This window comes from Actinomadura sp. NAK00032, assembly GCF_013364275.1.
GTDB lineage: Bacteria > Actinomycetota > Actinomycetes > Streptosporangiales > Streptosporangiaceae > Spirillospora.
On the sequence record NZ_CP054932.1, the window covers coordinates 6,785,659 to 6,798,838 of the forward strand.

Here is a 13,180-nt window from a genome sequence, read left to right on the forward strand (position 1 = left end):
CCTCTTCACGCTCCCGGCCGCACCCGGGCGTTGAGATCCTCGTTGCACCTGACGATCTCCTCCGCCACCTCGACAACGTCACCGACCGGATGGCAGGCGCCATCGCCACCCGGCAGCGTGACGAAGAACGTCTCGTCCCGCACCCACACCGTGATCTCGGCCCGCACCGAGAGAACCGCCATCTGCCACCCTTGGCCCAACTGCACTGGCCGGATCCCCCGCGCGTCCAGCAGTCGCCGCAGTTCGCGAGCCGCCTCAAGGCAGTCCCGCCGAGGCGGGGACCACGCCACCGTCACGGGCAGCGCGAAGTACACGACTTTCCCCGACACCGGCGCAGAGCCCAGCTGCGACCGGCTCCGATGCGCACCCCACCGTCCCCGGTTCTCGACGGCCAGGGCGTTCACGAGCTCAAGCCCGCGTCCGCCCTCGGCCTCGGGCGGCGGACGCAGGTTCGCCCCGTCCGGCACTGTCCCGCACCAGGCCGCAGAGTCGAAGACCCGCACCACGACCTGTGTCCCCTGCTTCCGCACGTAGATCTGCACCTCCGGCAACCCCGCCGTCGGCATGGTCGGGAGCGGCCGCCCGCCCAACGCGTGTACGAACACGTTGGTGGCCAGCTCGGAGACCATCGTCTCCGCGTCGTCCACCATCCCGTCGGGCAACCGCAGCGCCCCGAGCGTCTCCCGCACGACCTCCCGCGCCACCCCGGCACACCGAGCCTCCGGCGGCAACGCCCAAACCGCACACCCACCCGCCCGAACCACCCCACCGGCGCTGGACATGTCCGACACCTCACCTTCTCCACGACCCGCAACCAGATAGACACTCTCCGTGGTTGCCCTTGGGACGCATCGTGCTCTCCAGCATCGAGTGATCGCAACCAGAAACGAAAAATTCCATCTCAGCGTTCGACTGATCTTGGAGAATCCGCACCACGGGCGTAGCGGACGCGGCACACTCAGTACATGCCTGAACGCCGTCCGACGATCCGAGAGCGCAAGCTCGCCGCCGAACTGCGCCGTCTCCGCGAACGATCGACCATGCGACTGGACCAGGTCGTCGCGGAGCTACAAGCAGCGAGTGAAGGACGCTGGTCCACTCCCAAGCTGTCCCGCATCGAGACGGCGGCCCAGGGGATCAAGACGTCGGACGTGAACCAGCTGTGCGACCTCTACGGCGTGACGCCCGAAAAGCGCGGAGCACTACTGGCCCTGACCCGGACGGCACGGCAACGCGGCTGGTGGGACGCCTACGCCGACACGATCCATACCGACTACGCGGCCTACATCGAACTGGAGTCCGAAGCCAGGTCCCTACGCTGCTACAACGCCCTGATGATCAACGGACTTCTGCAGACCGAGGAGTATGCCCACGAGATCATCCGAGTGGGCCTGATGCAGTTCGCACCGCTCTCAGAAGTTGACCGCCGCGTGGAAGTCCGTAGAACACGGCAGGCACTCCTCACGCGCCGAGAGCCAGAACCGCTCCGCGTATGGTCGATCATCGATGAGGCGGCTGTCAGGCGCGTGATCGGCAGCCCGGCCGTGATGGCCAGGCAGTGCGATCACCTGCTCAGTCTCTCTGAGCATCCCACCGTGATGATTCAGGTGCTCCCCTTCCACGCAGGCGCCCACCCAGCGACCACCGGCGCCTTCGTCCATATGGACTTCCCCGAACACCACATGCCCGACATCGTCTACATCGACGGATTGACCAGCGCGCTTTACGTCGATGACGATACGCAGGTTCACACCTACTCGCTCGCGTTCAATCAACTGGCGATGGCGGCTCTCGGGGTCGATGAGTCACTCACCATGATCTCCGACCTGGCCAAGCTGCACCGAAAGCGGCATATTGGTGTCGATGAGCACTAAAGACGGCAAGACCGTATGGCGTAAGAGCTCCCGTTCAGCACAGGGAGCAGATTGCGTGGAGGCCGCCCAGGTCAAGGATACGCGCGCGATACGCGACTCCAAGGACCCGACCGGCCCCGTCCTCACCTTCACCCCCGACGCTTGGACGACCTTCCTCCAGGCCGTCAAGACAGGCACCCACGACCTCCGCTGACGTGGAGGGTTAAGGCGTGCAGTGACTGTGGGATCAGTTCGGCTGGGTGGAAAGGGCTAGGCGGAGTCGGGCGATCTCCGCTCGCCATTCTTCCGCGCCGCCGCTTTCGTCCCAGAGCTGCTCCAGCTCCGAGTCGGGGCCGACCACCCGATCCAAGGCCTTCACCGCGAGAGGGCGCAGGTCGACGGGCAGTTCCGGAATCCGCTCCTCCGGACCGTAAATCGGGTCAACAGGCTGGCCGCCGGGGCACTGCGCCGCTACCAGGGCGGCTGCGGCGACTGCCAGCACGCCTTCAAAACTGTCCACAACGGCGGCCTCGCGGGTCACGGCCTCCAGGGCTTCTCGGATCGCCGACGGGCGCTCTTCCAAGGCCAACTCGTCCAGGTCCCCTGCGAAGTCGGCGGCCTGGTCGCTGCCGAACGGACTGGCGTCCCAAGTGCCCATTTCATCCTCCAGGTCGGGGAGAAGAGCACCTTATCCGGATCGCGGGCATCATTTTCAGCGTGACGCGTCCGCTGCTCCTCCTCGACGTCGACGGGGTTCTCAACCCCTACGGCTACAGCCGTCGCCGGCCGGTTACACCGAACATGATCTGTTCCCTGAAGACGACGAACCCGTCCTGGTGAACCCGCAGCACGGCATCTGGATCAGCGAACTCGTTCGCGTTTACGACGTCACCTGGGCGACGTCTTGGAACCACGATGCCAACCGGCTATTGGCGCCCTTGCTCGGCATCGCGCCGCTTCCCGTCCTCGACATGCCGTCCATCCCTTACCACCCCAGCGACAAGGTTCCGCGGGTCGACCGGTTGGCCCGGCACCGGCCCGCCGTCTGGATCGATGACCTCCACACCCCGCAGGCTCACGCGTGGGCCGGCGGCCGTCCCGAGCCCACCCTGCTCATCACCACTGAGCCTTCGACGGGCCTCACCCGTCGGTCGGTCGACCAAGCTCTCGCCTGGGCCGTGGATCTCTGACGCGGAGAGTGTCGGACGGTGCCGTTAGCGTGCCGGGGTACATGCTCTTCCGAGTTGAGGAGGCGCGGCAGATGGCGGAACAGATGGTCGCGGTGGACGGCGTCGAGATCTGCACGGAGTCCTTCGGAGATCCGGGGGACGCGCCCATCCTGCTCATCATGGGGATCGGTGCGTCGATGCTCTGGTGGGACGAGGGTTTCTGTCGACGGCTCGCGGAGGGCGGACGCTTCGTCATCCGCTACGACCACCGGGACACAGGGCGCTCCACCACGTACGACGTGGGCCGTCCCGGGTACACGGGCTCTGATCTCGTCGACGATGCCATGCGTGTGCTCGACGCCTATGGCATTCCCGCCGCGCATGTGGTGGGGGTCTCTGCGGGCGGCGCGTTCGGGCAGTTGCTTGCGCTCGACCATCCCCGGCGCGTTCTCTCGCTGGTCCTCATCAGCACCTCCCGCGCGGTGCCAGGGGGTCGCGAACTGCCGCCGCCGACCGAGGAGTTCGGACGCTTCGTCTCGACCGCGCGGGTCGACTGGTCCGATTTCGCGTCGGTGATCGACTACCTCGTCGGCTACCAGTTGATGCTCGCCGGCACCGAACGTCCGCCGGACGAGGCCGAGGTTCAAGATCTGGTTCGCCGCGACGTCGAGCGGGCCCGCGACATCAGCGCGGTCCAGAACCACAACGCGATCCCCGAGGACGATCGCCGCTGGGGGCCGCTGTCATCGATAACGGCGCCCACTCTCGTCATTCACGGCACAGCCGATCCCTTGTTCCCGTTGGAGCACGGCGTGGCCTTGGCCGAGGAGATTCCAGGCGCCGACTTTGTGCCGCTCAAGGGCGCCGGTCACGGGCTCGACCGCGCCGATTGGGAGGCCGTCGGACGGTTGATTCTCGATCACACGAGGGGCAGTCGTGGTGGCGGGGATTCTCAATTCGTGCAAGGGATGGCTTCTGAGTCGTTCAGCTCCATATGCCGGACGGGTCCCGGGGAGGACTGGGGCTCCAACCGTTGGAAGCTTGATAAATGACGTCACACGGTTCGAAGACCTGGCTCATCACCGGCGCTTCGCCCGGCATCGGGCGCGAACTCACTGAGCAGTTCCTCGCCGGTGGAGACCGAGTAGCCGCGACTCTGCGAAGGCCCGAGCAGCTGGACAACCCGGCCGCCGAGTACGGCGACCGGCTGTGGCGGCACCGGCTCGACGTCACCGACACCGCTCAACTCGACACGGTGGTCGGCAGGGCGTTCGCCGATCTCGGGCAGATCGACGTGGTCATCTCGAACCTCCCCCACCGGTCGAGGACATGCCCGCCAGCCAGTCCGGCGTCGCGCACGCGACGATCGAGGCCGCGCCCTCCGACAACCCGCCGCTGCGGCTGCCGCTCAACTCCAACTCCGACGCCTACGAGAACTTGACGTCCTCCCCCGTCTGAAGGCGGGGGATTCCAACCCGTCCGCTAGACAGAGCGGAGAGCGGGTTGAGGTTCGCGGTTCGCCGGCCGGGCCAACGCCCCGCCTCCCCGCGCGGTCACCGTGCGCCCCACGGCGGTGTCTCGGATGTTGCGTGCGGCGTTGACGTCGGCGTTGACCCGATGCCCGCAGGCGACGCACCGGAACACCGCTTGGCTCTCACGGTTGTCCGGGGCGCGATGCCCGCAGGTGTTGCAGGTCTGCGACGTGTACGCCGGGTTCACCCGGACGACGCGTCCGGGTGCTTTTTCTTCGAGTCGGGCGGCGAGCCGGGCCCAACCGTTGGCCAGGATCGAGCGGTTGAGACCGGCCTTCTGCCGGACGTTCGTGCCAGGGGCGTCGATCGTGCCCTTGGCGGAGCGGGTCATGCCCCGCACGTTGAGGTCCTCGACCGCGATCACGTCGAAGCGGCGCGCCAGATCGGTCGAGGTCTTCTCCACCCAATCCTTGCGGCGGTCGGTCTCTCGGGCGCGGAGCCGGGCGATGGCGGCCTTGACGCGGGTGCGGCGGTTCGACCCCCGGCGGGCGCGGGCCAGACGACGCAGCAGCCGGTTCAGCCGCAAGGTCTCGGCATCGGTCAGGCCCGGCACGGCGCGGGTCTCCCCGGTCGACAACGCGGCGGACACCGCCACGCCCCGGTCGACGCCGACGGCTTCACCGTTGCCGGGCGCGGGCACCGGGTCGGGCACGTGCGCGAACGCGACATGCCACCGCCCGGCCCGGTCGCGGGCCACCCGGAACGACTTCACCCCGTCGGGCACGGCCCTGGACCACCGGAATCGAACCCAACCCACCTTCGGGACCCGCACCTCACCGGTACGGCGGGACAGGCGCCGCACGTCCCCCGGTTTGACCGCGACGATCCGGAACCCCTCGTGCAGTCCGGCTTTGCGCCAGGTGGGACGCCGGTGCGTGCCGCCGAAGAAGTTGCTCATAGCCTGCGCGAAGTCCTTGAGCGCCTGCTGCTGCACGATGATCGACCCGGCCGCCAGCCACGGATTCGCGGCACGGGCCTCGGTCAACTGGCGGCATTGCACCGCGAATCCCGGGGCGGAGCCGCGTCGGGGTGTCCACCACGCGTGCTGTTCCACGGCCAGGTTCCACACGTACCGGGCATGCGAGCAGTGCTCCAGCAACCCCACCTCCTGGGCAGGGCTCGGGCACAGCCGGTACCGGGACATGCCCGCAACATACCGAGAGCCACCGACAAAACCCGGACGGTCACCGTGTCGCACGGTGCCGCGTTCCCTCCCCGCACACAAGGGCCGGGCATCCACACTGTAGGTGTCTGGTGACGTCCGCGCTGCGTGAGCGGCTCGCCGCGTTCGAGGCCCGTCGCGACGCGGCCTACGCCGCAGACGCCGAGGTCACCCCCTAGCCGTTCAGCCTCAGCTCAGGCGGGAGCGAAGCTCGGCGAGGGTCTGCTGAACCTCGGTCCACGGGAAGGCGCCCCTGAGGTCGTCGCCTGAATCTGGGGTCGGCAGCCGGGGCGCGTCCAGCAGGACGGTGACGCCCCAGTCGCGCAGTTCGGCGATGCTGCGGACGAAGACGGGATGGCGCGCGAGCGCCTCGTTGGGCCACGGTGCCGCGACAATGGGATGCCCCGCCCCGACACCCTCGTTGAGCAGGCCGAGTGCCAGGGTGTCGCTGATCCCGTGCGCCCACTTGTTGATGGTGTTGAACGTCGCCGGCACCACGGCGAACGCGTCGGCGGGCGGCAGGACGTCGGGCTCGTCAGGCCGCTTGTACTGGGACCGGACGGGAAAACCCGTCAGCTCCGCCAGCCGGTCGGCGTCCAGGAACTTCGTGCCGGACGGCGTGGCGACCACGCAGACCGTCCACCCGTCTCCTTGGAGTCCCTCGACGAAGGGCGGGAGTTCGGCGGCGGGCCGCCCGCCGCAGGCGATCAGGTAGAGCACCGGGTCTTTGGCCACTCCCCCACCCTGCCATGGCGATACCGCGCAGGCCCTGAGGGACGGCCGGACGGGCTGGCGGATGCCGTGACCAGTGCCGATGGTCTCCGCTTGACAGGGTTGGCTAATGAGATTAGCTTTTAGCTAACGAGCTTAGCCAACGGAGGAAGCCATGACCGAGTACCTGAACGTCGACGGCGGGACGATCGCTTACGAGGTGACGGGGGACGGCCCGCTGATCGTCCTCGCGCACGGGATGGGCGACAGCCGCGACGCCTTCCGCGCCGTGATCCCGTCGCTGGTCGAGGCCGGCCACCGGGTCGCCGCGGTCGACCTGCGCGGCTGCGGCGAGTCCAGCGTCGACTGGGCGGACTGGAGCCGCACCGCCATCGCCGGCGACCTGCTCGCCGTGATCCGCCACCTCGGTGGCCCCGCCGTCATCATCGGCCACTCGGTCTCCGGCGGCGCCGCCACCATCGCCGCGGCCCTGGAGCCCTCGCTGGTCACCGCCGTCGTCGAGCTGGCGCCCTTCACCCGCAAGCAGTCGGTCAGCCTCGGCGGCATGGTGACGGTGAAGCGCTACCGGCGCGGCATGCTGCGGCTGCTCGGCACGGCCATGTTCGGCAGCCTGCCGAGGTGGCGCGCCTACCTCGACGTGGCCTACCCCGGCCAGAAGCCGGCCGACTGGGCCGAGCGGCTCGGCCGGATCGAGTCCCTGCTGCGCGAGCCGGGCCGGATGAAGGCCATGCAGGCCATGGGCCGCAGCGCTCCGACCGACGCCGGCGAGCAGCTCGGCAACGTCCGCTGCCCGGTCCTGGTCGTGATGGGGACGCTCGACCCCGACTGGGCCGACCCGCACGCCGAGGGCACCGCGATCGTCGAGGACCTGCCGTCCGGCCTCGGCCGCCTGGAGATGATCGACGGCGCCGGGCACTACCCGCACGACCAGTTCCCCGACCAGGTCGCCTCGCTCGTGCTCGGCTTCCTCGCCGCGGGCGGCTCCCGTGCCTAGGGCCGGACTGGACGCGGCGGCCGTGGTCGCGGCCGGCGCCGCCCTCGCCGACGAGGTCGGCCTCGCCAACGTCACGATGGGCATGCTCGCTGAGCGGCTGGGCGTGCGCACCCCGTCCTTGTACAAGCACGTGAAGGGCCAGGAAGACCTCAACCGGCGCATCGCGGTACTGGCGCTGGGCGAGGCGGCCGACGCCGTCGGCGGCGCGGTCCAGGGATACGCGGGCCGCGATGCCCTGGCGGCCGCGGCGCGTGCCTTCCGCGCCTTCGTCGTCGCGCACCCCGGCCGGTACGCCGCGACGATAGGCGCCGAACCGTCCGGGCCGGACGATCCGCTGGCCACCGAGGGGCAGCGGCTGCTCAGCGCGTTCTCGGCCGTCCTGCGCGGCTACGAGATCGAGAAGGCCGCCGTGAACCACGCCCTCCGCATGCTCCGCAGCCTCTGCCACGGCTTCGCCACATTGGAAGCGAACAACGGCTTCCAATGGAGCACCGACATCGACGAGAGCTTCGCATGGCTGATCGCCTTCGCCGACCGAGGCCTCCGCGCGCTCTGACAACGCCCATGCCGGGCGCGGGGTCAGGTTTCGATGTCGTCGGGGCCCCAGTGGGCGTCCATGCGGGCGATCTTGCCGTCCGCGTTGAAGGTCATGACGTCGATGGCGCGGACGCGCATGCCGGGGACGTCGATGGTGAAGGCCATCGCGGCGCGGGTGCCGTGGGAGCCGCGGATGGGGGCGTCCAGGGTGAGCTTGGCGCCGCTGGCGACGGCGTTGGTGTAGAACTCCTCGATGGCGGCGCGGCCGGTGATCTCGGGGTGGCCGACCGGGTCCTCGATGACGGCGTCGTCGGCGTAGAGGCCGGTGACGGTCGCGACGTCGCCGGCGTTGAAGGCGTCGACGTAGGTCTGGAGCGCCTGCTTCATGTGTTCCTGGGACGGCATGCGCGGAGTCTACCAAGCGTCCGCTTGGCAGCCCGAGGGTGCCGATGTAATTACAGCGGCGAATGACAGCGGCGGAATCACAGGTGATCGAGTTACGCCGGCGTGCTTTCCGCTTCGGCGGGGCGGGGCTGCAGGCCGCGTTCGGCGGAGGCGGCGAGGGCCTCCAAGAGGTCGGCCGGGCCGCCGGTGGTGTCGTCGTGGTGCCACCCGCGGATGATCTCCTCGCCCTCGACGCCCGGGTTGAAGCGGCCCAGGGCGAAGCAGCCGGCGATGGCCATCCGGACGATGACGCGGGAGCTGTCGTCCAGGTGCGCCACGTAGGCGGCCGCGTCGATGAGGCCGATCGCGGCGCGGGCGTTGCGGGGGCCGGGGCGGTCGATGCGCCATTGCGCGTATGGGCGCAGGTAGTCCGCGATCATGCAGGTTCTGAGCACGGTCCTCATCGTGGGGGCGCGGCGACACGCCGGTGCCGGGTTTGACCGATGCCTTGCCGGACGATGACCGAGGATCAGCCGGTGAGGCCGTTCCGGTAGGCGTAGGTGACGGCCTGGGCGCGGTCGCGGAGGTTCGCCTTGGCGAACAGGTTGTTGATGTGGGTCTTGACGGTGGCCTCGGAGATGAACAGGTCGCCCGCGATCTCGGCGTTGGAGCGGCCCTGGGCGATCAGGGTGAGGACCTCGGCCTCGCGGCGGGTCAGGCCGTCGGGGAGGCCGCCGCGGCGGGGGCGCTCGCCGGCGGCGACGGCCTCGACCAGGCGGCGCTGGACGGCCGGGTCGAGCTGCGACGCGCCGCCGCGGACGGCGTCGACGGCGCGGGCGATCTCGTCGGCGCCGGCGTCCTTGGTGAGGTAGCCGCGGGCGCCGGCGCGCAGCGCGGCGAAGATCGAGTCGTCGTCGGCGTAGGTGGTGAGGACGACGATCCCGACCTCGGGATGGGCCTCCTTGATGCGGCGGGTCGCCTCGACGCCGTCCATGCGCGGCATCCGCAGGTCCATCAGGACGACGTCGGGCCGCAGTTCGCCGACCAGGGCGACCGCCTGCTCGCCGTCGCCGCAGGCGCCGGCGACCTCGATGCCGGGGAGCAGTTCGAGGAGCAGGACGAGGCCCTCGCGGACCACGGTCTGGTCGTCGACGATCAGGATTCTCGTGCTCACCGCGTCTCCCGTCACGCCGGAACCTGGAGGGCCACACGGAACCCCTTGCCGTCCGGGCCGGTGTCCAGGGTGCCATCGATCAGTTCGGCACGCTCCCGCATGCCGACGAGGCCGTATCCGCCGCCGCCCAGCTCGATGACCGATTCGGTGCCGCCGCTGTCGGTCACTTCGAGTTCCACCTTGTCGGGCAGGTAGCGCAGGGTGACCTTTGCGTGCGCACCGGGTGCGTGTTTGCGGACGTTCGTGAGCGCCTCCTGGGCGGTGCGGACGACCGCCAGGCCGGCTTGGGGTGACAGTTCGCGCGGTACACCGGTCACTTGCACGTCGCAAGGACGGCCTGTGCTCGCGTAGAACTCCTCGGCCAGTTCGGCCAGCACCTCTTTGGGCTCTGGTATCTCCCCGCGGAGGGCGGCGAGGGCGCGTCTTGTCTCCTCCAGACCGGAGCGGGCGAGGTTCCGTGCGCGCTCTACGCGGTCCAAGGCCTGGACACGGTCGCCGTCCCGCGAGAGGAGCAGCCTCGCCCCCTCCAAGTGGACGATCTGCGCCGACAGCGAGTGCGCGAGGATGTCGTGGATCTCGCGGGCGATGTGCGACCGTTCGGCGAGGACGGCGTTGGCGGCCTCGGCACGCCGGCCGGCCTCCTGCGCGGCGGCGCCCTGGCGGCTGGCGACGGCGCCGAGCGTGAGGCCGGCGAACGCCGACATCAGGCCGAGGTCGGCCCCGCCCGAGCGGAACGCCTCGCCCAGCGCGGCGATCGCGGCGATCGTCAGCCCGCTCACCGTGATGCCCCACGGCAGCGGCAGCCGCAGGAGAAGCCCCCACAGGCCGGCCATGCAGAAGAAGAACCCGCCGCCGGCGTGCGGCGCGATCGCGTACAGCGCCATCCCCGCCACCACCGACAGCAGCAGGAGGACGATCCCCGTTCTCCGCCGGCGCGCGCGGTCGCGGCGATCCAGGACGAGCCCGGCCCCCAGGAGGGCGAACATCACGGCGTTCAGGACGACCAGGGCCAGGCCCTCGCCGTGCAGCGCCGGAGCAGGGTCCCCGTGCAGCAGCCCCCGGATGTACGCGATCAGGCCCCACGTCGCGAGCATGCCGATGATCAGCAGCCGGACGAGCCGCTCTCGTGAGATCACCTTGCCGTTCACGATCCGACGTTAACCCGTGCGAACCGGGCGGGACGGCCCGTGCCGAGCGCCGGCGGCACGGGGCCGGGAGGGACGTGGTCGAGCGTGTTCATGACCCCGACGCTAGGGACCCGCGGCTCCCGCGCGGATCGGCGCAGGGCTGGAGTCACGCTCTCCACCTCCGGGTGGAGCCGCCGGAACCTGGCCGCGTATGGCCCGGGCGGCCTCGGGGAGCAACGCCTCGCCGTGACGGGGCCGTCCACCATCGGAACACCCCCGCCACTGCGGCCGGTCAGGCGTCGATGCGCTCGACGTCGAGCTCGGTGGCGCCGGCGGTGATGAACGCGCGGCGCGGCGCGACCTCGCTGCCCATCAGCAGCTCGAACACCTTCGCCGCCTCCTCCGCGTCCTCGATGCGGACGCGCCGCAGCACCCGGTGCCGGGGGTCGAGCGTGGTCTCCGCGAGCTGGTCGGCGTCCATCTCACCGAGGCCCTTGTACCGCTGGATCGGCTCCTTCCAGCGCTGGCCCTTGCGCTCCAGCTCGACGAGCCGCTTGCGCAGCTCGGCGTCGGAGTAGGTGTAGATGTACTTGTCCTGGCCCTTCTTCGGCTTGATCAGCTCGATGCGGTGCAGCGGCGGGACGGCGGAGAACACCCGCCCGGCCTCCAGCATCGGCCGCATGTAGCGGTGGAAGAGCGTGAGCAGCAGGGTGCGGATGTGCGCGCCGTCCACATCGGCGTCGGCGAGGACCACGACGCGGCCGTAGCGGGCCGCGTCCACGTCGAAGGTGCGGCCCGAACCGGCGCCGAGCACCTGGATGATCGCGGCGCACTCGGCGTTCTTCAGCACGTCCGCGACGGACGCCTTCTGCACGTTGAGGATCTTGCCGCGGATCGGCAGCAGCGCCTGGAACTCGGAGTTGCGGGCGAGCTTGGCGGTGCCGAGCGCCGAGTCGCCCTCGACGATGAACAGCTCGCTGCGGTCGTCGGTGGTGCGGCAGTCGACGAGCTTGGCCGGCAGCGCCGAGTTCTCCAGGGCGTTCTTGCGCCGCTGGTTGTCGCGCTGGGTGCGGGCGGCGATGCGGGTCTTGGCCGCGCCGACGACCTTCTCCAGGACGGCCCGGAGCGGCTGCTTCTGCCCGCGCGACGGGTTCTCGAACACCGCGCGCAGCTCGCGCAGCATGACCTGGGACACGATGCGGGTGGCCGCGGACGTGCCGAGGACCTCCTTGGTCTGGCCCTCGAACTGCGGCTCCGGCAGCCGGACGGTCACCACCGCGGTGAGGCCCTCCAGGACGTCCTCCTTGATGACGTCCTCGTCACCGTTCTTGAGCAGCTTGGTGGCGCGGAGCTGCTCGTTGAGCACCTTGAGCACGGCGCGGTCGAAGCCGCGGACGTGGGTGCCGCCCTTCGGGGTGGCGATCACGTTCACGAACGACTTGGTGATCGTGTCGTAGCCGGTGCCCCAGCGCAGCGCGATGTCGACCTCGAGGTCGCGCTCGACGTCGGTGGGGGTCAGGTGGCCCTGGTCGTCCAGGACGGGGACGGTCTCGGTGAAGTGGCCGCGGCCGCGCAGCCGCAGCACGTCGATGAGCGGGGCGTCCTTGGCCAGGTAGGTGCAGAACTCGCTGATGCCGCCGTCGAACCGGAACGTCTCGTCGACGACCTCCTCGCCGCGCTCGTCGCGGACGTCGATGGTGAGGCCGGGGATGAGGAACGCGGTCTGCCGCATCCGGTCGAGGACGAGGTCCTGCTCGACGGTGGCGTCCTTCAGGAAGATCTGGAGGTCGGGCCAGAAGCGGACACGGGTACCGGTGGTCTTCTTGGCGACCTTGCGGACCTGCCGCAGCCCCGACTTCTTCTTGAACCGGGCGTTGGGCCGCCCCTCGTCGGCGAACTCGCCGGGCAGGCCGCGCCGGAAGCTGATCGCGTGGGTGTGCCCGTCGCGGTCGACCTCGACGTCCAGCCGCGCCGAGAGGGCGTTGACCACGGACGCCCCCACGCCGTGGAGCCCGCCGGACGCGGTGTAGGAGACGCCGCCGAACTTGCCGCCCGCGTGCAGCCGCGTCATGACCAGTTCGACGCCCGGCAGCCCCGTCTTGGGCTCCAGGTCGACGGGGATGCCGCGGCCGTTGTCGCCCACCTCGAAGGACCCGTCGGCGTGGAGCACCACGCTGATGTGGGTGCAGTAGCCGGCGAGGGCCTCGTCGACGCAGTTGTCGACGATCTCCCACAGGCAGTGGGCGAGGCCCCTGCTGTCGGTCGACCCGACGTACATGCCGGGCCGTTTCCGGACGGCCTCCAGCCCCTCCAGCACCGACAGGTGCCGGGCGGAGTAGCCGTGCGGGTCTTCGGTTGTCGCTTCGGCGGTCGCGGCGGTCAACGTGCGTGCGCTCCTCGGGGGTAGGACGGTCGGCAGCAGGGTACCCCCGGGCACCGACAGTGCGGCCGGAGGCTCGCCGCCGCGGGCGTTCCGTGCGTCCCGGCCGTGGTCGCGCGCCGGTCCCCCGGGCGGC

The 13,180-nt window shown here is 70.1% G+C and carries 16 protein-coding genes and 1 pseudogene; 8 read left to right on the top strand and 9 right to left on the bottom strand.

Translation table 11 applies throughout. From position 1 onward, the window contains the following. Positions 1–5: 5 nt before the first annotated feature. Positions 6–782, bottom strand: coding sequence for an ATP-binding protein (locus HUT06_RS30975; RefSeq protein ID WP_302931849.1), 777 nt, complete (start codon positions 780–782; stop codon positions 6–8). A gap of 183 nt (positions 783–965) precedes the next feature. Here HUT06_RS30975 and HUT06_RS30980 point away from each other — a divergent pair, with 183 nt between their 5' ends. Then, positions 966–1,874 carry a helix-turn-helix transcriptional regulator gene (locus HUT06_RS30980; RefSeq protein ID WP_176198940.1) on the top strand — a complete coding sequence of 303 codons (909 nt, stop codon included), beginning with the start codon at positions 966–968 and terminating at the stop codon, positions 1,872–1,874. After that, the gene (locus HUT06_RS30985; protein WP_176198941.1) at positions 1,864–2,067 is read left to right on the top strand and encodes a DUF397 domain-containing protein; all 204 of its coding nucleotides are present in this window, start codon (positions 1,864–1,866) and stop codon (positions 2,065–2,067) included. The genes HUT06_RS30980 and HUT06_RS30985 overlap by 11 nt, the downstream gene beginning before the upstream one ends. A gap of 33 nt (positions 2,068–2,100) precedes the next feature. On the opposite strand, the gene HUT06_RS30990 is transcribed toward HUT06_RS30985, so the two are convergent. Further along, on the bottom strand, positions 2,101–2,511 hold the full coding sequence (locus HUT06_RS30990) for a DUF4259 domain-containing protein (protein ID WP_176198942.1): 411 nt from the start codon (positions 2,509–2,511) through the stop codon (positions 2,101–2,103). A 178-nt stretch (positions 2,512–2,689) separates the two neighbouring features. Between HUT06_RS30990 and HUT06_RS30995 the strand changes: the two genes are divergently transcribed. From HUT06_RS30995 to HUT06_RS45340, 4 genes and pseudogenes are all read left to right on the top strand, one after another. After that, on the top strand, positions 2,690–3,043 hold the full coding sequence (locus tag HUT06_RS30995; RefSeq protein WP_217711532.1) for a hypothetical protein: 354 nt from the start codon (positions 2,690–2,692) through the stop codon (positions 3,041–3,043). A gap of 71 nt (positions 3,044–3,114) precedes the next feature. Beyond that, on the top strand, positions 3,115–4,074 hold the full coding sequence (locus HUT06_RS31000; RefSeq protein ID WP_176198943.1) for an alpha/beta fold hydrolase: 960 nt from the start codon (positions 3,115–3,117) through the stop codon (positions 4,072–4,074). Beyond that, positions 4,071–4,274, top strand: a pseudogene (locus HUT06_RS44870) (SDR family NAD(P)-dependent oxidoreductase); the annotation flags it as partial. The gene HUT06_RS31000 and the pseudogene HUT06_RS44870, both read left to right, overlap by 4 nt. A gap of 77 nt (positions 4,275–4,351) precedes the next feature. Further along, on the top strand, positions 4,352–4,480 hold the full coding sequence (locus HUT06_RS45340) for a hypothetical protein (protein ID WP_302931898.1): 129 nt from the start codon (positions 4,352–4,354) through the stop codon (positions 4,478–4,480). 24 nt (positions 4,481–4,504) lie between these two features. On the opposite strand, the gene HUT06_RS31010 is transcribed toward HUT06_RS45340, so the two are convergent. Then, the gene (locus HUT06_RS31010; RefSeq protein ID WP_217711533.1) at positions 4,505–5,794 is read right to left on the bottom strand and encodes an RNA-guided endonuclease TnpB family protein; all 1,290 of its coding nucleotides are present in this window, start codon (positions 5,792–5,794) and stop codon (positions 4,505–4,507) included. Between the two features lie 111 nt (positions 5,795–5,905). Beyond that, positions 5,906–6,451 carry a flavoprotein gene (locus HUT06_RS31015; RefSeq protein ID WP_176198945.1) on the bottom strand — a complete coding sequence of 182 codons (546 nt, stop codon included), beginning with the start codon at positions 6,449–6,451 and terminating at the stop codon, positions 5,906–5,908. 151 nt (positions 6,452–6,602) lie between these two features. On the opposite strand from HUT06_RS31015, the gene HUT06_RS31020 reads away from it, so the two are divergent. Then, positions 6,603–7,442 carry an alpha/beta fold hydrolase gene (locus tag HUT06_RS31020; protein WP_176198946.1) on the top strand — a complete coding sequence of 280 codons (840 nt, stop codon included), beginning with the start codon at positions 6,603–6,605 and terminating at the stop codon, positions 7,440–7,442. Further along, a complete protein-coding gene (locus HUT06_RS31025) occupies positions 7,435–7,998 on the top strand; it encodes a TetR/AcrR family transcriptional regulator (protein ID WP_217711534.1) in 564 nt (187 codons plus the stop codon). Before HUT06_RS31020 ends, HUT06_RS31025 begins: the two co-directional genes overlap by 8 nt. A 23-nt stretch (positions 7,999–8,021) precedes the next feature. Here HUT06_RS31025 and HUT06_RS31030 read toward each other — a convergent pair whose 3' ends face one another. The 5 genes from HUT06_RS31030 to HUT06_RS31050 form a co-directional block, all read right to left on the bottom strand. Continuing rightward, a complete protein-coding gene (locus tag HUT06_RS31030; RefSeq protein ID WP_176198947.1) occupies positions 8,022–8,384 on the bottom strand; it encodes a nuclear transport factor 2 family protein in 363 nt (120 codons plus the stop codon). A 92-nt stretch (positions 8,385–8,476) separates the two neighbouring features. Beyond that, a complete protein-coding gene (locus HUT06_RS31035) occupies positions 8,477–8,818 on the bottom strand; it encodes a hypothetical protein (RefSeq protein ID WP_176198948.1) in 342 nt (113 codons plus the stop codon). A 74-nt stretch (positions 8,819–8,892) separates the two neighbouring features. Further along, complete coding sequence (locus HUT06_RS31040) at positions 8,893–9,537, bottom strand: response regulator transcription factor (protein WP_217711535.1); 645 nt, start codon at positions 9,535–9,537, stop codon at positions 8,893–8,895. Between the two features lie 11 nt (positions 9,538–9,548). Beyond that, a complete protein-coding gene (locus tag HUT06_RS31045) occupies positions 9,549–10,685 on the bottom strand; it encodes a sensor histidine kinase (RefSeq protein WP_217711536.1) in 1,137 nt (378 codons plus the stop codon). A gap of 271 nt (positions 10,686–10,956) precedes the next feature. Further along, positions 10,957–13,047 carry a type IIA DNA topoisomerase subunit B gene (locus HUT06_RS31050; protein ID WP_176198950.1) on the bottom strand — a complete coding sequence of 697 codons (2,091 nt, stop codon included), beginning with the start codon at positions 13,045–13,047 and terminating at the stop codon, positions 10,957–10,959. Positions 13,048–13,180 lie beyond the last annotated feature (133 nt).

What these genes read in the sequence shown, in the direction of transcription:
- HUT06_RS30985 (WP_176198941.1), top strand. Translation starts at nt 1,864, where the DNA reads ATGAGCACTAAAGACGGCAAGACCGTATGGCGTAAGAGCTCCCGTTCA.
- HUT06_RS30990 (WP_176198942.1), bottom strand. Translation starts at nt 2,511, where the DNA reads ATGGGCACTTGGGACGCCAGTCCGTTCGGCAGCGACCAGGCCGCCGAC.
- HUT06_RS31030 (WP_176198947.1), bottom strand. Translation starts at nt 8,384, where the DNA reads ATGCCGTCCCAGGAACACATGAAGCAGGCGCTCCAGACCTACGTCGAC.
- HUT06_RS31000 (WP_176198943.1), top strand. Translation starts at nt 3,115, where the DNA reads ATGGCGGAACAGATGGTCGCGGTGGACGGCGTCGAGATCTGCACGGAG.
- HUT06_RS45340 (WP_302931898.1), top strand. Translation starts at nt 4,352, where the DNA reads ATGCCCGCCAGCCAGTCCGGCGTCGCGCACGCGACGATCGAGGCCGCG.
- HUT06_RS31020 (WP_176198946.1), top strand. Translation starts at nt 6,603, where the DNA reads ATGACCGAGTACCTGAACGTCGACGGCGGGACGATCGCTTACGAGGTG.
- HUT06_RS30980 (WP_176198940.1), top strand. Translation starts at nt 966, where the DNA reads ATGCCTGAACGCCGTCCGACGATCCGAGAGCGCAAGCTCGCCGCCGAA.
- HUT06_RS30975 (WP_302931849.1), bottom strand. Translation starts at nt 782, where the DNA reads ATGTCCAGCGCCGGTGGGGTGGTTCGGGCGGGTGGGTGTGCGGTTTGG.